Annotated in this window: 11 protein-coding genes; 7 read left to right on the top strand and 4 right to left on the bottom strand. The window is 65.9% G+C overall.

Going from position 1 to position 21,014, the window contains the following annotated elements; translation table 11 throughout:
- Nucleotides 1-280: 280 nt before the first annotated feature.
- The 6 genes from VFZ66_26770 to VFZ66_26795 all read left to right on the top strand — a co-directional run bounded on the left by VFZ66_26770 (nt 281) and on the right by VFZ66_26795 (nt 15,094).
- On the top strand, nt 281-928 hold the full coding sequence (locus VFZ66_26770; GenBank protein HEX6292817.1) for a class I SAM-dependent methyltransferase: 648 nt from the start codon (nt 281-283) through the stop codon (nt 926-928).
- 442 nt (nt 929-1,370) lie between these two features.
- Nucleotides 1,371-9,638, top strand: coding sequence for a DNRLRE domain-containing protein (locus VFZ66_26775; GenBank protein ID HEX6292818.1), 8,268 nt, complete (start codon nt 1,371-1,373; stop codon nt 9,636-9,638).
- A 25-nt stretch (nt 9,639-9,663) separates the two neighbouring features.
- Nucleotides 9,664-11,166: an FG-GAP-like repeat-containing protein gene (locus VFZ66_26780; protein HEX6292819.1), complete on the top strand. Its 1,503-nt coding sequence runs from the start codon at nt 9,664-9,666 to the stop codon at nt 11,164-11,166.
- A 24-nt stretch (nt 11,167-11,190) separates the two neighbouring features.
- Complete coding sequence (locus tag VFZ66_26785; protein ID HEX6292820.1) at nt 11,191-12,312, top strand: hypothetical protein; 1,122 nt, start codon at nt 11,191-11,193, stop codon at nt 12,310-12,312.
- Between the two features lie 196 nt (nt 12,313-12,508).
- Entirely contained in the window at nt 12,509-13,678 is a 1,170-nt protein-coding gene (locus tag VFZ66_26790; protein ID HEX6292821.1) for an RNA polymerase sigma factor, read from the top strand.
- 21 nt (nt 13,679-13,699) lie between these two features.
- On the top strand, nt 13,700-15,094 hold the full coding sequence (locus VFZ66_26795) for an MFS transporter (protein HEX6292822.1): 1,395 nt from the start codon (nt 13,700-13,702) through the stop codon (nt 15,092-15,094).
- An 84-nt stretch (nt 15,095-15,178) separates the two neighbouring features.
- Here VFZ66_26795 and VFZ66_26800 read toward each other — a convergent pair whose 3' ends face one another.
- From VFZ66_26800 to VFZ66_26815, 4 genes are all read right to left on the bottom strand, one after another.
- Complete coding sequence (locus tag VFZ66_26800) at nt 15,179-16,210, bottom strand: Gfo/Idh/MocA family oxidoreductase (protein HEX6292823.1); 1,032 nt, start codon at nt 16,208-16,210, stop codon at nt 15,179-15,181.
- A gap of 212 nt (nt 16,211-16,422) precedes the next feature.
- Nucleotides 16,423-17,562 carry a RuBisCO large subunit C-terminal-like domain-containing protein gene (locus tag VFZ66_26805; protein HEX6292824.1) on the bottom strand — a complete coding sequence of 380 codons (1,140 nt, stop codon included), beginning with the start codon at nt 17,560-17,562 and terminating at the stop codon, nt 16,423-16,425.
- Nucleotides 17,562-18,569: a transketolase C-terminal domain-containing protein gene (locus tag VFZ66_26810; GenBank protein ID HEX6292825.1), complete on the bottom strand. Its 1,008-nt coding sequence runs from the start codon at nt 18,567-18,569 to the stop codon at nt 17,562-17,564. The genes VFZ66_26805 and VFZ66_26810 overlap by 1 nt, the downstream gene beginning before the upstream one ends.
- Nucleotides 18,570-18,587: 18 nt before the next feature.
- Nucleotides 18,588-19,517, bottom strand: coding sequence for a 1-deoxy-D-xylulose-5-phosphate synthase N-terminal domain-containing protein (locus tag VFZ66_26815; protein ID HEX6292826.1), 930 nt, complete (start codon nt 19,515-19,517; stop codon nt 18,588-18,590).
- Nucleotides 19,518-19,718: 201 nt separating this feature from the next.
- Between VFZ66_26815 and VFZ66_26820 the strand changes: the two genes are divergently transcribed.
- Nucleotides 19,719-20,930 carry a cytochrome P450 gene (locus tag VFZ66_26820; GenBank protein ID HEX6292827.1) on the top strand — a complete coding sequence of 404 codons (1,212 nt, stop codon included), beginning with the start codon at nt 19,719-19,721 and terminating at the stop codon, nt 20,928-20,930.
- Nucleotides 20,931-21,014: the final 84 nt, after the last annotated feature.

Consider the following 21,014-nt stretch of genomic DNA (forward strand, 5'->3'; position numbering starts at 1 on the left):
GTTACCTGATGCACACCAGCGCGACGCATCCGGCTCGTCCGCCCTGTTGATCGCGAGCCGCTTCCGCAAGCCTTTCCTCTAGCAGCCTCCAGGTCCTTGCACCTGCGGGGCATGTTTTGATTCCTCCCGGTTTTTCGCAGCACAAGCCAGCTCCCGATGATCTCGACGGCACCTGACGCCGGCGGACGGGCACTATGTCCGTCCGCCAATCGAGCCGTGCGCCGCCTGTGCCTTTCTTTGTTGCGCCATCAAGTTAGCCCTCAAAGAAAGGACACGGCATATGGAGCTTATACACGGCAAACAGACATCGAGAATCGATCCGGCTACATTCGCCGCGCGGCTGGTCGGCTATCGTGAGGTGACGATCGACATCGGCACGGGCGACGGGCTCTACGTCGCGTATCTGGCGAAGACTCATCCGGCGCGGCTGGTGATCGGCATTGATGCGTGCCGCGAGCAACTGCGCACGATCTCGCGGCGCGCGCCGCAGAACGTGCTGTTCGTGGTCGCGAATGCGCTGGCACTGCCCGACGAGCTTGCAGGTAGGGCCAGCGCGCTGGCGATTAACTTCCCGTGGGGCAGCCTGCTGGTCGGCTTGCTCAACGGCGATCCGGCGCTGCTTGACGGGCTGTACCGCATCGCCCAGCCGGGTGCCACGCTTGAGCTGCGCCTGAACGCGGGCGCGTGTATCGAGGCGGGCACGTCGTTGCTGGAAGGCGGCGCGCTGGTGCGACAGGCGTTGTGCGATCGAGGATTTCGCGCCGGTTCGCTTCAGCAGATGGACGCAGACGCGCTGCGCGCCTGCCCGACCACGTGGTCCAGGCGTCTGGCATTTGGCCGAGATCCGCACGCGCTCTACCTGCGCGCCAGCGTACCGATCAGCAGGCAGCTCCATTCAGCGCAGCCACCTGACCAGCCGCCGGTTTAGTGGGGTGTGCAGAACGCGCGCTACGAGAGCGCAAGACCATACGTACTGCCCGCGTACGGCCCATTGCGCTCGCATGCATCCCCTCTGCTACGACAGCAGGGGGGATGATCTAATCCCGTTGGAGCAGGCGTCGATAGCCATGGGGACTATCCACAAAAGGACCTCTGACCTGTTTCTCCGATCCGCTTCCAGTCCTATATTTATTTTTACGAATTGGAGAAGGAATCTTGACCGTACCCTACCCATCCGCGCATCTCGTTCGCTCTCCGTGCCCCGCCGCGCGCTGGCTGTGAGCCGAGTTCTCAGGCTGTTCCACGGCATCGCCAGCATCCTCCTCCTCGCGATCCGCCTGTGCCGACACCACATCTATTCATGCGTCTAACCCTTGGCGTCTCGATGCCTGTTCTCCACCTGCGAAAGAGTATGAGGTAATCCGTCAGCTATGCGCCACCACACCTCGCGTCGCTTTGCCGCCGTCCTGCTTGCGCTGTACGTTCTGAGCGCCCTCCCGTTTGTCACGTCGGGCTCTGCCCAAACCCTGGATGACGCCGAAGCTCGCTTCTGGCAGCAGCGACAGAATATCCCAGGCCGCCGCGAGCTGCCAGCGTCAGTCGGGCAGAATCCCGTCAGCGCCGCTTCCGTCACCGTCGATCAGGCCAAGCGCCTCGATCAGCTTCGTGCGCGCTGGGCCAGCCAGCAGACGCGCGATCTGCCGCCGCCGCGCACGACGGAGCCAAGCCAGATCTTTCTTCCCGGCGTGGTGCAGAACACCTCGGTCGCGACGGTCGAGGAGCCTGCCGTGCCCGTCGAAGTCGCCGCGTATCGCACCGCCACCAGCAAGGTTTACAGCCTGCCCAACGGCACGTGGCAGGCGCAGATCTATGCCCAGCCGGTCCACTACCGCGATGCACTGGGACAGTGGTTGGCGTACGCGCCGACGCTCCAGCCGCTCACCCGCACCGATGCGGCGCTGCCGGGCTATCGCGTCGCCGGAACCGACCTTGACCTCCGCTTTGCCACGCCAACCGACGCGCATCCGCTGCCATCGGGAGCGCATCTGGTCGAGCTTCGTCAGGAGCAGCTAAGGCTCGGATTTACGCCGCAGCACGCCGATCTGACCCAGGCCCGCACCGATGGCCCGTCGATCACCTACGCCGATGCGTTTCCCGGCGCCGATCTACGCTACACCGCGACCGGGCCAGGCGTGAAAGAAGAGCTGATCTTCCGCCGCCCACCCCCCGCCGATGCCGCCCTGCGCTTCGCGGTGCAGGTCCAGGGCGGCACGCTCGATCAGCGCGGCTCGGCGATCGTGGTCCGTGACGCCGCCGGTCGGACCACCTGGACGATCACGCCGCCGTTCATGGTCGATCGGCAGGGCACGACGAGCCACGCGGTGGAGGTGCGCCTTGATCGCGCCGCCGACGGATCGTACACGCTGAGCTACACGCCCGACGCCGCCTGGCTGGCCGATCCGGCGCGCGTCTATCCCATTGTGCTCGATCCGACACTCACCGCCACGGTCAGCGGCGATACCTATGCCGCATCCAGCGACAGCGCCACCGACCAGCATCACGGCGAGAATGGCATGCTGCTCGGCAACGCGCCGACGAGCACCGAGCGACGCCGCCTCTATATTCAGTTCACGCTGCCCTGGCTGCCCGCGGGAGTGACCGCCGCCGATATTACCAATGCGACGCTGCGCCTGTACCAGTATCAGGACGATCATGGCGGCAGCTACTCCACGCGGCTGCATCGCACCGTCGATCCCTGGATCGAGGCCAACGTGAACTGGCCGAATCAGCCCGGCTGGGAAGCAACGCCCAGCCCGATCGGCGCGACGGTCAGCGCGGGCCGTGGCTTTAAGTCGTTCAATGTGACGACGATCGCGCGGGCCTGGTATGCCAATCCCCAGCCGAGCGGGGAAAAGGGTCTGGCCGTAGTTATGGCCGACGAGACGCAGGCGGGCGGTCGCTTTGCCACCGCGCAATGTGCGCCCGGCGACTCGCCCTGCCACGACGGGACGACCGGCGAGGTCCGACCGCAGCTCACGATCGACTATGAGGCCGTGGCGCGGCGCAACGAACTGTACCTGACCCAGAGCTTGCAGTTCGCGCCCAGCCCACGCTCCGCGCGCGGCACCGATGTCACGGCGACGTTCAGCGTGAAAAACACCGGCAGCCGTCAGATCTTCGTTCCGGCCTTCCGCGTTAACCTGACCAGGCTCTCGACGGGCGCGGCCTATCCTTTCCCGACGGCGGCTGGCATTCGCCTCGCGCCGGGCGAAAGCTACAGCTACAGCCAGACCCAAACGCTCACCGAGGCCGGACGGTATAAAGGCGAGGCGCAGTTTTTCAACGGTACGACGTGGTATCGCATCTATATTCCATCCGGCAGCACGCTGACCAACGTCCGCGAGCACATTGTCCAGGCACCAAAGCCGCCCCGCCACGCGCGGACGCTCGGCACGCGCGGCAAGAATGGTCGTGCGGGCGAGCCCGTCAACACCTCGACCGGCAACTTCTCGTCGACGGCGATCGACGCGACGCTGCCCGATGTTGGCCTCTCGCTGAGCTTTGGCCGGACCTTCAACAGCCTGGATACCGCGACGATCGGCAGCTTCGGGCCGGGCTGGGCCGCGACCTACGACGAGCGCCTGCTCTGGTACGAGGATGAGTCAGTGGTCTACGTCGGCGACGACGGCCAGCAGGTCTACTTCGAGGCCGGCTTTGACGAGGTCGTCTCGACCGAGCCCGAAGACCCGGATGGCGACATCGGCACGATCGAGTATCGGCCAAACGGCACCTACATCGCCGAGGACGGCTTCGATCTGACGCTGGCCCGCGATCTCAGCACCGGGGCCTGGACGCTCACCGACGCCGACTTTACGACGACGACCTTCGACGCGAGCGGACGCTGGCAGACGATCGCCGACCGCTACAGCGCGACGCTGACCGCCAGCTACACCGGCGCGCAGCTTGCCTCAGTCCGCTCCGCGAATCACACCTGCGCCGTTGCGTGGACCAATGGCCGGATCACGACGATCGCCTGCCCGACCGGCACGCTGCGCTACAGCTACAGCGCCGAAAACGATCTCCAGAGCGTGACCGATCTCAACGGCGCGACGATCACCTACGCCTACGATGCGCTGCACCGGCTGACGCGCATCACCGACGGCGACGGACGCCTGGTGGTCGAGAACGTCTATGACGCCGAGGGGCGCGTCGTGACCCAGCGCGAGGGCATTACCACCTGGACGACCTTCAACTACGATACCGGGACGCGCGTCACGACCTACGTCGACGCCAACGGTCGCACGCTGACCGACACCTACGACGAGCGCGACCGGCTGCTTCAGCGGGTGGATGCGCTGGGCAATACCGAGCGCTACACCTACGACGCCGACGATCGGCTGCTGAGCTACACCAACCCGCTCGGCGCGACCTGGCGCTCCACCTACGATGAGCGCGGCAATCTGCTGACCGAAGCCGATCCGCTGAATGCCACCTGGACCTACACCTACAACGAGCGCAACCAGCGCCTCACCGCAACCGACCCGCTGGGCCATACCACGCGCTATGAGTACGCGGGAGAGCTGCTTCAGCGCAGGCAGAACGCGCTCGGCGGCCAGCAGAGCTATAGCTCAACGCCGGAGGGCCTGATCCTGGCCGAAACCGACGAGCTGGGCCGGACCAGGCGCCGCACCTACACCGGCAGCGGCCAGATCGCCACCGAAACCGATCCGAGCGGCGCGACGACGACCTATGAGTACGACGCGGCGGGCGATCAGACGGCGGTGATCGACGCGCTCGGCCAGCGCACGCGCTATCAGTACGACGCGCAGCACCGGCTGACGCGCATCGACCACGCCGACGGCAGCGTCGAGCGGCTGGCCTACGATACGCTCGGCAATCTGATCAGCCAGACCAACGGCCTGGGCGCGACCCGGCAGATGTTCTACGACGGCAATAACCGGCTGATCGGCGAGACGGATTTTACCGGAGCCGTCACCGAGTATTTCTATGACGGCGTTGGCAACCGCGTGCGCGTGGTCGATGCGCTCGGCCAGGAGACGACCTTCGCCTACGATGCGATCGGGCAGTTGATCGCCCAGACCGACCGCACCGGCGCGACCTGGCGCTACACCTACGATCCGGCGGGTCGGCTGCTGACCGAGACGGACCCGCTGGGCCGCGTGATCACGCACGAGTACGACGCGGCGGGCCGTGAGATTCGCACCGTGGACGCGCGCGGCAATGCCGTGCGCCGCAGCTATGACGCACTCGACCGCCCGACCGCCGAGACGGACCTCCTGGGCGCGACGACGACCGTGAGCTACGACGCGCTGGGCCGCCTGAGCAGCCGCACTGACCCGCTGGGCCGGGTCACGCGCTACGAGTACGATGCCGTCGGCAATCTGCTCGCGACGATCGATGCGCTCGGCCAGCGCGCGACGGTCACGTACGACGCCAGCAATCGGCCTGTCACGCTCACCGATCGCACCGGCGCGGTCAGCCGCTCCCGCTACGATGCGCTCGGACGCTTGATCGCGCGCACCGATCAGCGCGGCGCGACGACGACCACCGAGTACGATCCGCGCGACCGCCCGATTCGTGTCACCGATGGCCTCGGCAATCGCACCGCGACGACCTACGATGCCGCTGGTCGCATGCTGCGCCAGATCGACGCGCGCGGCTTTTCCCAGACCTGGACCTACGACGCCGAAGGCCGCGAGCGCACCGCGACCGATCGCGTGGGCGCGACGACGACGACCGCGTACGATGCGCTCGGACGTGTGGCGCGGGTGATCGATGCGCTGGGCGGCGTGCAGACCACGCAGTACGACGCCGAGGGCCGCGTGATCGCCGAGACGAACGCGCTCGGCCAGACCCGACGCATCACCTACGACGCGGTCGGCAATCCGATCCGCGTCACCGACGCGCGCGGCTTTGTGACGACCACCGAGTACGACGCCAACGATAATCCGGTGCGCATGATCGATCCGCTCGGCAACGTCAGCCGCTTCGTCTATAACGCGGCCAACCAGCCGACGCAGGAGATCGACGCGCGCGGCAACGTCCATACCACCCAGTACGACAGCCTGGGCCGCGTGGTCGCCACCCGCGATCCCTACGGCGCGACAACGACCACAGCCTACGATCCGCTCGACCGGGTGGCGCGCACCACCGATCCACGCGGCGCGACGACGACATTCGCGTACGACGCCGAGGGCCGCGCGATCACCACCACCGATGCGCTCGGCAGCGTGACCACCACGAGCTACGACGCCGCTGGCGCTCCGCTGATCGTCACCAATCCCAAGGGCCATCGCACGCGCACGCAGTACGATCCGCTGGGCCGTCCGGTCAAAGCGATCGATGCGCTGGGCAGCGTGACGACCACGAGCTACGACGCCGCCGGAAATGTTGCCGCGATCACCGATCCGCGCGGCGCGACGACCACGTTCGCGTACGACGCCGAGGGTCGCCAGACCGCGCGCATTGATGCGCTGGGGCATGCCTGGCGCACCGAGTACGACCTGCTGGGCCGCGCCGTCCGCACGATCGATCCGCTCGGCAACGCGACGACAACGGCCTACGATGCGCTCGGCAATGTCACGCGCATCGTCCGGCCCGGCGGAGAGACTCAAAAGCGGATCTACGACGCGGCCAATAATCTGATCGCGCAGGCCGACGCGCGCGGCTTTGTGACGACCACCGAGTACGACGCGCTCAATCGTCCGATCGCGACCAAAGATCCGCTCGGTTACACGACGCGCCAGCAGTACGACGCAGCGGGGAATCTGGTGGCGACGATCGACGGCAAGGGCCAGATCACGCGCATGGTCTACGATAAGGCCGATCGGCTGAGCAGCGTCGTCGATCCGCTGGGCCAGACGGTCCAGCTACGCTACGATCCGGCGGGCTCGCCGATCGAGGTGCTCGACGGCAACGGCCATCGCACCCGCGCCGAGTACGATCTGCTGGGCCGCCAGACGGCGCGGATCGATGCGCTCGGCCATCGTACCGCCACCAGCTACGACGCGACGGATAATCCGACGATCGAGCAGCGGCCCAATGGCACGCGCGTCACTACCAAGTACGACGCGCTCGATCGTCCGGTCACGGTGAGGCTGTCGACGGGCGAGACGGAGACGACGGCCTATGATCGCGGCGGCAAGATCATCGCCCGTACCGCCGCCGCCGGGCAGCAGACGATCGCCTACGATCTGCTGGGGCGGCCCGTGCGCTCCACCGATAGCGCCGGACAGACCGTGAGCTGGCAGTACGATGCCGCCGGTCGCCGCACGGCCACGATCTATCCTGATGGGCGCTCCGTGGCGACGAGCTACAACAGCAACGGCTTGCCGACGCGGATCACGGATCGGCTGGGCAATCCGATCGATGTCGCCTACGACGCCGACGGTCGGCTGCTCGATCTCACGTATCCGGCCTCGGCGCAGCGCTGGGCCTACGATAGCGCGGGCCGACTGACGGCGGTGCTCAACGAGGGCAATAACGGCGCGTTCGCGGCCTACGAGTACACGCTCGACGCCAACGCCAATCGCGTCCAAGAACGGATCTCGGCGCTGACGCTGGGCGGTCTGATCACGCTTGAGGAGACGGCCTACAGCTACGATGCCGCCGATCGCATGATCCGTAGCCAGCGCTCCGGCCCGACCAGCACCGCGCTCGATCAGCGCATCACCTACGACGCGGCGGGCAATCGCACCTTGGTCAGCGCGACCGAGGCGGGCGTGAGCTGGACGCAGCAGATGCGCTACGATGCCGCCGACCGGCTGCTTGAGCTGAGCGACTCGCGCACAGGCACGACGACCCTCAGCTACGACGCCGCAGGGCAGCGCGTCAGCGCCACGAGCGGCCAGCGCCAGCAGCGCTACGCCTACGATGCGCGGGGCAGGCTCACGACCGTGACGCTGCTCGACACGGCGGGCACGACGATCAGCACGCAGACCGCGACCTACGACGCGCTGAGCCGCCGGATCGTGCAGCAGGAGCGCGCCGCCGACGGCACGCTGCTCGGCAGCGAGCGCACGCTCTACGACGGCGACGAGTGGAACGTGCTCGGCCATACGAGCGCCGACGGCGCGCAGACCTGGCTCGTGACGCAGCCGCAGGGCCTCGATCATCTGAGCGTCGAGGCGGGCGGTGTTGCGCGCTTCGCCCACGCCGACGGCCTCGGCAGCTACGTCGCCTACACCGATAGTCGCGGCGCTCCGCAGGGCGGCACGCCAGCACGCTACGGCGATTGGGGCGCGATCGAAAGCAGCGCGGCGAACCTGTCGAGCGGCTACGGCTACACCGGCCATCGTCAGGATGCGAGCGGCCTGCTCTATGCGCGCCACCGCTTCTACGATCCGATCACCGCAACCTGGCTGACGTCCGATCCGTTTCCGGCGGACGAAACCGCGCCGGGCAGCCTGAACCGCTACAGCTACGTGCGCGGCAATCCAATCTCGCGGACCGATCCGCTCGGCCTCTACGACACCGATCTGGACGTTGCCGACGGCAGCGCCAGCAGCGCGGAGGCCATGAGCATGGCGATCGAAGGGGACGTGCCGGAGACGGAGATTACCTCGGCGGCCACGCATGCGCAGCAGCAGCACGACAGCGCGGTAGCGCATGGGACCAGCGGCGCGCGCTGTGCCTCGCGCTGCGGCACGACCTACACCGTCAAGCGCGGCGACACGCTGAGCCGGATCGCGGCCCGCTTCCAGGTGCCGTGGAAGCGCATCGCCAGGGCCAACCGCCAGGTGATCGGCGCGAACCCGCATCTGATCCGATCCGGTCAAAGGTTGAAGATCCCCTGTGATGATTCGCGGGGGAGTAGTGGCGGGCGTCATGCGCAAGGCAGCGAGCCGGTTGCTGCGATAAGTGCCGCCAGGTGGAGGAAAGCCAACGCTTCGTCATATGGCCCTGGGCTGTGGGGCAACCGTACCGCCTGCGGCCAGACTCTCACCCGCAGCACGGTTGGCGTTGCGCACAAGACGATGCGCTGCGGCACGCTCCTTAAGTTCAAGGGCAAAAATGGCGTGATCGTCAAGGCGAGAGTCATCGATCGCGGGCCGTACGCCCACGGGCGCACGTTTGACCTGACCGAGGCGACGGTGCGGAAGATGGGCTATGCCAGTGCCGCCGCGTTCGGTGTGCGTACCGTCTATTGGAACTATGCCTCCAGCAGCGGCAGCAGCGCCACCGCGTACGCCGCTGGCGATGGTGGCACCGGCGGCGCCGAATACCCTGGCAGCGGCGGCAGCGGCACCAAGGGCTACTCCCTGCCCCTACCCAGGAGCGCCGCGCGCCGTAGCGCGTACACGAAACCGCACCATGATTATCCAGCCATCGACGTGCTCGTCGGAACGGGTACGCGGATCTACGCCGTCCGGGGTGGCAGCGTGACCCGCTTCAGCCAGCCCGGCGGCTGCGGCAACGGGTACCAGATTGACGCCAGCGACGGTGGCTCCTATGTCTACTGCCACCTGAGCAGATTCTCGGCAAAGAACGGCTCCATTAAGACCGGGCAGCTCCTGGGCTACTCCGGCAACACTGGTCGGTCGACCGCCCCGCATCTGCACCTCCAGATTAAATACGGCGGTGTCAAGCGCTGTCCGCAGCGATTACTCCTGGCGATCTATGACGGTAAGAAAGCCCCATCGTTGTCACGCCTGCCGACGAGCGGCTGCTCCTACTAATACTCCTGGAAATAAAGGAACTCTCATGCGTCGAATCATCTCGTTCATCCTGCCGCTCCTCGCCGTCGCCACGGCGGGAGCGGCAACACCGCCGCGCGGCCCGCTCCACCACAAAAGCACCGATGGCCTGATGCCCGCCGCCTATCTCGCGTCCGACTCCTCGGCGCGGCTCTCTGCCTCCGCTAACAGCGGCGTGCTGGAGCCCTACGCGGTGCTCCCACTTGAAAAATCTGCCGCTGCTTCGGCTGGTCGCGCCGGTCTTGCGGCGATCGGTGCCGACTCCAGCTTGCTCCGTCTTGGCTGGAATGATGGCCTGACCGTCGCCCAAACGCTGCCCGCGCTCGCCAGCCCTTCGGCGCTCGCCGTCGGCGATCTTACCGGCGATCTGCGCCCCGACCTGGCCGCGTTGCAGCGTCCCGCTAACCGGCTGGCGCTGGCGACCGCCTCGGCAAACGGCTCGCTCGCATCGCCAGGCCAGCGCGCACTGAGCGCTGACGCCGAGGCGCTGCTGGCCGATGATCTGAACGCCGATTGTTTGACCGACCTGGCCTACACGACGCTGGATGGAACCGTGAGCGTGCTGCCGCAGCTCGCCGACCATGCGCTAGGCGCGGCGCGGGCGGCGCTCTTTCCCAACGGCGGCGCGACCGATCTGACGACCGGCGATCTCAACCACGACGGCCAGCTCGATCTCGCGGCGCTGCGCGGCACCGGCAATCCCAGCAATCACGTCAGCCTCTACACCCTCGCCGCCGATACGCTGATCTCAACGGGGCATCGGCGCGCGCAGGACGGCGACTTCGCGGCCCATGCGGTCGCCAGCGGCGATGTCACCGGCGATGGACGCGCGGATCTGGTCGTCGGCGCGGGCGGCAACGATCCCGACGCCTATATCAATATCTTTCCGCAGCAGGCCGATCGGCTGCTGGCCTCGGTGCCCGTGACGATGACCGCCTGGCATATTCCGGAGTCGGTCGCGGTCGCCGATCTCACCCACGACGGACGCAACGACGTGGTCGCGCTGCATAGCGGCTGGCTCGCGCTGACGCTCTACCGGGGCCAGCCCGATGGCACGCTCGCGCCCTACGAATCCTATCCCCTGCCCTACAGCGCGGCCTACCGCCCTGAGACGCTCACGCTCACCGATCTCGACGGCGATGGCGGCCTCGACGTGCTGATCGCCGACGGCAGCCGGGGCGCGACCTATCTCCGCAACAGCGCGGGCGCTCCCACCGCGACGATCGCCGCGCCGGGTCCCTGCGCCAGGATGCTGGGCCAAACGCTCGCGCTCAGCGGCACCGTCAGCGCGGGCGCTGCGGTCGAGATCAGCCTGGACGGCGGCGCGACCTGGGATGCGGCGACGGTGACGGGCACGAGCTGGACCTACACGGCGGATCTGACCGATCGCGCAATCTACAAGCGCGTGATGGCCCGCGCGCGCAGCGGCGAGCGGGTGCAGGCGCCGGTGGCCGAGCAGTATCTCACGATCTACAACTATCAGACGTTCCTGCCGTCCGCACAGAAGTAGCGGCACGTCCCGAAAGGAGCCTGTATGCCTCGACGTTTTTGGCTGTCGCTGGCCGTCGCGCTGAGCCTGCTGCTGACGAGCCTGATTCCGGCGCAGGCCGCGCCGCAGCGCGTGTTCTATAGCGGCCTGCAATCCTGCTACGTGACCGGCAGCACGATCCCGAATTTCACGCTGACCGCCGAGGTCGCGACGACCGATGAGTACCGCATGACGCACACGGTAGCGCAGAGCGGCGGCCCTCCGGGCGTGCCGGAGACGGTCTACGAAGGTCCGATCGCCGCTGACAGCCCGCGCACGGTGACGATCACGGGCGGCAACGCGACGGTGCCCGGCAGCTACACGATCACGGGGCGGCTGTATCTGGTCAGCAGTGGTGTGCTGCTCGCGCAGGTGCAGGCGTCGGTGCTGATCGCCGATCCCTGCCCCACGCCCACGCCCGATCCGCCCGATACGATCGCCGCACCTGCTGACGTGCTCTGGTCGGAGGCGGCGCTGCCGTCACGCGGCGCGACCCCCGGAGCGATTGTCACCGTCAGCGTGCGGGCCTTCAATGCCGGACGCGGCGCGGGCGCCAGCAGCGCGCGGCTCTCGTACGATCCCGCCGTGCTCGACGTGCTGGATGCGCAGCCGCAGCGCGCCGACGATTGGATTCGTGCCCGCGACGATCGCGGCGGCACGCTGACGATCGCGGTCGGCGCGCTGCGACCCCAGGAGCAGACGGTGGTGCCGATCCGCTTCCGAGTGGCAGGTGCGGCCCCGACGACGACGCTGCGCCTGGTGCGCGACGATGGCCTCGACCTCGGCAATCCGCTCTTTCTGACGATCGGCAGGCGGCTCGACGGGCCGCTGGAGCTTCAGGCCGAGCGCCACGGAACGGTGCTCGGCGTGACCGGGCGCGGCTTCAAGCCGGGCGAGGTGCTCTCGGTGTGGGGCAATCGCGCCGACGGCTCGGCGGTGGCGCTCGGCGGCGGGCGTACCCATGACGATCGGGATGGCACGATCACGCTCAACGTCCAGGCTCCGGCGGCAGGTGTCACGTCGATCGTGGTGGTTGGCCGGATCAGCGGTGTGACGGGCTTGCTCGATCTGCGCTCTGCCGCTCAAGACGGTGTGAAGCCCCGGACAGCGCACAGACCGCTGCGCTGAGATTAGCCGCGATCGCATCCAACTGCCCCGGCCCAGATCTGATGACTGGTGCCGGGGCAGTTTGTATTGTTTGCAAAATTCAAGCAAATCTATGTAAGATCTGGTACATCTCCGGGCATCTGTATACAAACGCTCTCGGATAGAGGAGTTCCATTGAGTTAACTTCGTAACTCCTGGTAGATAAAGGTATGGTTTGGTGCATACACAGACTTCCTCCACCGCCACGGTTTTACATAACATAAGCGACAGCGATCACGCGCGGCTGGTACGGCTGTGCGCGCATCTCACGGGCGATCGACACGCCGCCGAAGACTTAGCTCAGGAAGCGCTGCTGGTCGCGTGGCGGCTGCGCGATCGTCTCGTCGATCCGGCAGGGGTCCACGCCTGGCTCTGGGCAATCGCCCGCAACGTGTGCCGACACTGGCAGCGCAGCCAGCGTCGAGAAGGCGCGCACCTCGTGCAGCCGCCCGCCGCCGATCCGCAAGCTACGGACTGGGACGCGCAGGTCGTCGATCCGTTCGATCTTGAGGTCGCGCTGGAGCGCGCCGAGCTAGCAACGCTGCTCGACCAGGCGCTTGCGCTGCTGCCTGCGGAGACACGCGCCGTGCTGGTGCAGAAGTACATCGAGGAATCGCCGCACGCCGCGATTGCCGAGCACCTGGGATTGTCGGAGAACGCTGTGGCTGTTCGGGTGCATCGCGGCAAGCTCGCGTTTCGGCGTATTCTCAGCACGCAGCTCCGCTCGGCGGCGGAGCCGTTCGGTGTGGTACATGACGCCGCCTATCGTCAGACGCGCATCTGGTGCCCGATCTGTGGCCTGCATAAGCTGGTGGGCACCTACGATCAGGCGCTGGGCATGCTCGATGTGCGCTGCCCGCACTGCTGCCAGTCCGCCGATCCCTCGATCTGGTTCACCGACTCGTGGGATGCGTTCGGTGGGGCAAGGCAGATTCGGACGGCGCTGCTGCGCGGCATGAGCGCAGCCTATGGATCGTATCGCGAGGGCCTGGCACACGGCGGCATCTTGTGCGCGGGCTGTGGCCGAACGATGCCGCTCCGCATCGGCGTGCCCGGCGGAAAGCTGGGCGCTCCCTATCCAACGCGGCGGGGCATTCACGTCTGGTGTGAGTCGTGCGGCGGTGGAACAAGCTCCAGCCTGCGCATGTTTGTGCAATCGTCGCCCGAAGTGCGCGCATTCTGGGAGCGTCATCCCAGGATGCGCACGCTGCCCGAACGCGAGATCGAGATTGCGGGCGCTCCGGCAGTGCTGATCAGCTTCCAGAGCGTGACGAACGCCGCGCGCATCGATGTGGTGGTTGCCGACGATTCGCTTGAATTTCTTGACGTGGCGTTACGCGACGCCTGACGATGATACGAGGGCAAGCCCATGCAGTACGAAACACCGCCGAATGGCTGGCGGACCTTTCTGATCCTCTGGTGTACCCAATCGCTGTCGGTGATCGGCAGCGCGCTGACATTCTTTGCGATCAATATCTGGGTCGTTCAGGTGTTGTATCCGCGCCCTGAGCAGAAGCCTGCGCTGGCGATTGCGCTCTCGGCGATGACCCTGGCGTTCGGCATTCCCACGATGATCTTTGCGCCGATTGCCGGAGCGTGGGCTGACCGCCACGATCGCAAGCTGACGATCATGCTCTCGGATCTAGGCAGCGGCCTGCTCAGCGTGCTGCTGATCGCGCTGATCCTAAGCCAGACGCTCCAGCTATGGAGCCTGCTGGTGGTGCTGGTCCTGGCGGCGATCTTCAACACGTTTCACGATTCCGCCTTCGACACGTCCTACGCGATGCTGGTGCCTGAGGAGCGCCTGCCACGGGCAAACGGCATGATGCAGACGATCTTCTCGCTCTCCGGTATTTTCTCGCCGCCGCTCGCCGCGATGATGATCGGGCTTCCGGCGCTGGCACGCCAGGGCTATAGCAGCATCCCGTTTGGCGCATCGATTGCCTGGTTGCAGGATGGCACGGTGCTGGCGATCGGGGTGGATGTGCTGACCTTTATGATCGCTTCCGCGACGCTGCTGTTTTTGCATGTGCCGTCGCCCAAGCGCGCCGATCTGCTGGTCGAAGCGGGCCAGTCCAGGCCCAGCATGTGGGACGATGTCAAGGAGGGCGCGCGCTATATCTGGCAGCGCCGCCCGATGCTGTGGCTGCTCGGCACCTTCACCGTCGCAAATTTCGTTGGCGCGCCGCTGGCCGTGCTGGAGCCGCTGATCGTAAAGTTCAATCTGGCAGCCGATTGGGCGGCGCGGGGCTACACCTACGAAACGGCAATCGCGCTGCTTGGCTCCGTAACCGGCATCGGCGGCCTGCTCGGCGGAATCGTCATGAGCACCTGGGGCGGCCTCAGGCGGCGGCGGGTCTATGGCGTGCTGCTGCCGATGATTATCTCAGGCAGCGCGATGATCGCGATCGGGTTCTCGCCGCTGCTGTACGTCACGGCAGCGCTGATCGGCGTGAACATTGGGATGATCCCTTTGATGAACGCGCACTCACAGGCGATCTGGCAGACCCAAACGCCGCGTGAGCTGCAAGGCCGCGTCTTTGCGGTGCGTCGGGTGATCGCTCAGTTTACCTTTCCGCTGGGTACGGCCTTCGCTGGACTGGCGGGCTTCTTCAACGTCGGGACGATGTTCGTGGTGCTGGGCGCGCTGCTCGTGCTCTTTTGCACCGCGCAGTTCTTCAATCCATCCCTGCTGCGCGTTGAAGATAAAGTCTATCTTGATCAGCTTGCAGCGTCGCCAGAAGATGTTGCGCCCGTCGCATGATCGGCGCGGCGGCTCAAGCGCTCCCACTTGAGCCGCCGTTTTTGCTACCGATATACGTCAAGCCCGCCGCGCGGCGGATGGCGTCTATGCTCCAACGGCCTGTGGCTGTCCGGTCGTCGCCGACTCGACCGCCGCGAACATCAGCGCGAGGCTGCCCAGGTTATCCCGACCGCTCGCCGACGGCTCCGCTCGATCGCGGATCGCCGCAGCAAACGCGGCAAGCGAGCCCGCGCGATCCCAGTATGGCAGATCCGGCTGTGGCACGCGGCGAGGGCGCTTGCCCCGCAGCCGGATCGTCACCGCATCGGCGTCGGTTGAGTTGTCGTCGCGGCTGGTCCAGGTGAGCGCGCCCTCCGCTCCCTCGATCTGCCAGTCTCCGGCCCAGGTGGTCGGCTCTGCGGTGCTGACCCAGCTTGCATGATAGTTGACGACCGCGCCGCCATCGAAGGTGATCGTGGCGCTCGCCGCCGCCGGATCGCCGAAGTTGCTCCAGGGCGGGTTCCAGGCGTGGCAGCTCACCACCTCCGGCTCCTGATTCAGCACGAAGCGCATCAGGTCGAAGTGATGGATCGACATGTCCATCAGCAGCGGATGCCGAATCACATAGTGCCGATGATTCCCCGGCGGCTCGGTGTTGGCGTACTTCCGAAACTGAACGCTCACAGCGCCTATCGGGCCAAGCACGCCCTCCCGGATCAGCGCTGCGGCGGTCTGCGCGGCGGGATAGAAGCGATAGTTCTGGCTGACCATCAGCACCCGCCCGTTGGCCGCCGCCAGCTCGACCGCCCGCTGCGCCTCGGCCAGCGACGGCGCGAACGGCTTTTCCACCAGCACATGCTTGCCCGCCTCAAGCGCGGCCAGCGCCACCGGCACATGCCCGTCGAGCGCCGTCGTCACAAGCACCGCATCGGCGTCGGTGGCCTCAAGCGCGGCATCCAGCGATGGAAAGCACGCGCCCGCCGCAACGCCGACATCGCTCTGAAGCCGCCGCAGCATGCCCGGCTCCACATCGACACACGCGACCACCTGGGCCAGGCTCGTGTGCCGCGCCAGCATCTTGGCCCAATCGCGGCCCCAGCCGCCCATCCCAACCTGAACTAATCGAATTGGTGTCATGCACTCCTGCTCCTGCACTGATAGGATACTCCTCAGGCGGGATCATAACGAAATATCGGAGCCGCCGCAATGTAGATCTATCAGCGAAAGAACAACAGAACCGGGTGCCCATGCCCAAAGGGCACCCGGCATGGCACCCGCCTGGCACGCGCAGGGGCACCCGGCACACCAGGGAGAACTCGGAACTCGGAACTTGAAACTTGAAACTCCGCCTACTGCTCGACCATCTTCAGGAAATAGCGGCAGTTTTCGACAATATCGGGGCTATGCTTGAGCAGCCCGCCGCCGATCAGAAAGATCACGTCACGCCCGTACAGCTCAAGCATCTCAGGAACGCGCTCCAGGCTCATGCCGCCGCCGGGCGTTGGCAGAATCGGCTTGATCGTGCCCATCGGCACCAGCGTTCCCTCGGCGATGCTCTGACAGATCTCGCGGCTAAAGGAGAAGCGCCCGCCATAGTTGGGATAGATCGTCGCGTCCGCGCCCGCCAGACGCGCAAGCTGCCCAAAGAGCACCGAGGGCGCGATGCCCTGATCGGGGCTGGTGACGAAGCTGCCTTGAAACGCGGGATGGCTCATGATCGGTAGCGCCAGCGCATCGTCGTCGGCCAGCAGACGCATCGAGTCCAGCCCGATCAGGCCGGGCGCGACCAGCAGCGCCCGCGCGCCGGCCTCTTTCGCAAAGCGTGCCCGCTCCACGACCTGATCGGCGGCGGCGGTGACGTTCGCCATGTAGATACAGGCGCGGCCCGTCTCGTGATTGGCCTGCTCCACGGCTGCCGCGCACAACTGCACGCGCTCGCGATACGGCGCGAACGGCTGATTTGCCAGCCCGTGGTCATCCTTGATGATGTCGATGCCGCCCAGCGCGAACTGGTAGGCTAGATCCGCGAGCTGACGAGAAGAGCGACCCATCGGCTTGAGCGCCGTACACAGCAGCGGTCGCCGGGGAACGCCGAGCAGCGCCCGGATTCCGGCCCGTCCAAAGCGCGGCCCGTTGAAGATGCCCAGCAGACTGGCTGGAAGATCGAGTCGCTCGACCCGAATGCCGGGCTTGATGCTGATATTGCCGAAGATTACATTCAGTAGTTGCGGCAGCTCACCCCCAGCCGTCTCGACGGCATAGCTGATCGTCGCCTCGAAGCGCTCCGTTTCGAGCGCGCGCAGCATCTCGATCCGCCCGACGATGTTGTCACGAATAGCGCGGTCGGATACAAGATCGTCGGGCAGCTCGACCGTCTGCTCCAGGCAGATGTCGCGCGCTTTACGCTCGGCCTCGGCCTGATCGCCTGTGAGCTGGTAGAGTACCCGGAACCGCTCGCCGGAAAGGTTGATCGCGCTGCTGGCACGCATTACAGGGCCTCGGCTTTCGCGACGCTATGCACCTGCGTAAGACGAATCGCGGCCAGATCGTCCTCGTCGATGTCGAGCGACGTGTTGAGCAGCGCCTCGACCTGACGGACCAGCGCCAGAGCATCCAGGCCATACTCGCGCATCAGGTAGGGGCGGCTGGCTCCGTGGGCGTAGGTGTCTTTGAGTCCAATACGAACGAGCCGCCGCGCCAGACCGGCCTCGGCGATCATCTCGGCCACCGCCGTTCCCAGGCCGCCGGTGACGCTGTGGTTCTCCATGGTGATCACGCCGTAGCGCGGCTGCGCGAGCGCGTGGAGCACGGCCGGATCGTCGAAGGGCTTGAGCGTGGAAATATGGAGATGCTGAATCGACACGCCGCGCGCCTGGAGCACGCTCGTGGCGCGCATGGCCTCTTCGGTGCAGATGCCGCTCGACAGCAGCGTGATGTCGGTTCCGACGCTCAGCACACGGGCCTGGTTCAGCCGCATGGCGTCGCTGGCATCGAACAGGCGCGGAATCTCGCCACGCAGCATGCGCACATAGACCGGCCCGTCGATCGCCTGCGCGACATCCAGCACCGTCTCGACATCGGTGGCATCGCCGCATTCCAGCAGCGTCATGTTGGGCAGCGTGCGCAGCGTGGCAATATCGTCGATCGCCTGGTGCGTAACGCCGCCCGGCGTGGTAATGCCCGGCAAAAATCCAAACATGCGCACGGGCAGATTGGGATAGGCGATCGACATCGAGATTTGATCGAGCGCGCGCCGGTACAGGAACACGGCGAACGTGTGGACGAAGGGAAAAAAGCCTTCGCGGGCCAGACCACCGGCAAAACTCATCATATTTTGCTCGGCCATGCCCATCGAAAAGAAGCGCTCAGGATACGTATCGCGAAAAAGATCGATCTCGGTCGAGCTGGTGAGATCGGCGGAGAGCACCACGACCTCCGGCCTATCACGCGCCCAGTCGACGAGATTCTGAGCGTGGACACGAGTCAGCAGATTCATAACTCTAAGCTCCTGGTACTACGGCATGGTCGCGAGGAGATCGGCAAAGCGCTGGCGCTCTTCCGCGCTGCTGAAGCGCACATAGTGCAGCTTCGGCGCGCGCGCCCGGAGCAGGTCGATGCCCTGCCAGGGATTGGTCTGGGCCAGCACCACAAGCGGTTTGTGGGCGGGCGGCAAGGCGGCAGGCGCGGCGAGCGCCTCGACATCGTGACCATCCACGGCAAAGACCGTCGCTCCGAATGCCCGAATCCGCTCGTCGAGCGGCTCGATGTCGAGCACGTCGGACATGCTGCCGTCGCACTGCTGCCGGTTAACGTCCACATAGATGCCGACGTTATCCAGACGATGAAACGCCAGCACTTGCAGCGCCTCCCAGGTCTGGCCCGACTGGAACTCGCCGTCAGACATCAGCACCCAGACGCGCCCGGTTTCGCCGCGCAGCTTGCGCGCCAGGGCGATACCAGCCGCCTGGCTGAGCGCCTGTCCCAGCGAGCCGGACGTGACTTCCATGCCGGGCGAGTGCTCAGCGCCGATCATCTCGACGGTGCTGCCGTCCTTGTTGAACTGCTCCAGCGCCTCGGCGGCCAGACGATCCACCTCGATCAGCGCGGCGTACAGCGGCAGCGCATAGTGCGCGGGCGAGACGATGAAGCGATCGAAGGCCGCGCCTTTCGGCCCGTGGTAGTCCGCGCCGGTAAACGCCTGCGGGTTGGATGCGCCGGGCACGCCCGGAAACGGCTTTGGGATCAGCGGTGCCTGGCTTGGCCCCAGGCGCATGATGCGCGTGTAGAGCGTCGCCAGAATCTCGGCAGCCGAGCACGCCTGGCTCAGGTAGCCGCCGTTGTTGATGATCACATGCTCAAGCACGCGGCGACGAATTGCCCGCGCGACGTGGAGTGCTGTATCCTGCCAGCGGATCGCTGACGGCGATGGCGTGGGTGATGCCATGAACATCCTCCGAGCTGAAGAGATAGCGCCGTATAGATGGTGCCTGATACTCCAGGCGATGCCAGACAACTATCTCTCATGATAAGCATCCCGTCAATAGTACGCGCCGAGCATGCGGCTTGCAGCAGCGCGCTCTGCAATCTGTGCCGTTGACGGCTCGTAGCATAATCACATGAACCAGGCGGTTCAAGGGGAAACACCATGAATATCAAACAGCCGATCAACATCAACTCAGCGGACTTTCTGCGCAATGAGTATGCGTATTACCGCTGGATGCGCAGCGACGCGCCGGTCAGCAAGGCCAGAATGGGACGACTGATCAATATGTATGTTCTCGCGCGCTACGACGATGCGCTGAGCATGCTCAAGGATAAGCGCTTCGTGCGTAACCGCTCCACCGCAACCGGCAAGGCCCGCCGCACGCCGATTCCCTTGCCCAAGGTCTTTTCGGCCATGGCTAAGAGCATGATCATCGAGGATGAGCCCGAACATCGCCGCCTGCGCAATCTCGTCCACCAGGCGTTCACGCCGCGCACGGTCGCAAATCTGGAAGGCCGCATCGAGTCGCTGGCCCATGAGCTGCTCGACACGGCGGAGCGCCAGGGCACGGTCGATCTGCTGGATGCCTACGCCCAGCCGATCCCGGTGACGGTGATCGCGGAGATGCTCGGCATTCCAGAGGCGGATCGCGCCGCCTTCCGCCAGTGGACCGGAGTCTTTACGCGCAGCCTGAGCGTGCGCAACATGTTTCGCCTGTATCTCGACGTGCGCGCGATCATCGGGTTTATGCGCGACCTGATCGCCAGGCGGCGGGCCGATCCGCGCGACGATCTGCTGACGGCGCTGATCCAGGCCGAAGACGAGGGCCAGCAGTTGAGCGAAGACGAGCTGGTGTCGATGGTTGTGCTGCTGCTGCTGGCGGGCTATGAGACGACGATCAACCTGATCGCCAATGGCACGCGCACGCTGCTGACTCATCCCGATCAGCTTGCGCTCCTGCGCGAGCAGCCAGCGCTGATTGGCTCAGCCGTCGAGGAGATCCTGCGCTTCGACAGCCCCGTCGCCTCGACCAAGCCAAACTACACCGTCGAAGAGGTTACGGTGAGCGGCGTGACCATCCCGAAGGGCGCGATGGTGATGCCACTGATCGCATCGGCCAACCGCGACGAGCGCGTCTTCGACAATCCCGATACGTTCGACATTACGCGCACGCCCAACAAGCATATCGCCTTTGGACATGGGATACACTTCTGCCTCGGCGCGCCGCTGGCGCGGCTGGAGGGAAAGATCGCGCTGCGCACGCTGATCGCGCGCTACCCGGAGCTGCGGCTGGCGGTGGAGCCGTCGGAGATTCGGTATGTCGATCGCCCACTGATGCATCGGCTGCGGAGTCTGCCCGTCACGCTGGCATAGCTCCGTGCCTCGCATGAAACGCAGGATTATTTTTACTATATTGACAATCTTCAATATATAGTCTATACTCTCATCCATCTGGAA

The sequence above is a fragment of the Herpetosiphonaceae bacterium genome, assembly GCA_036374795.1.
Taxonomy (GTDB): domain Bacteria; phylum Chloroflexota; class Chloroflexia; order Chloroflexales; family Kallotenuaceae; genus LB3-1.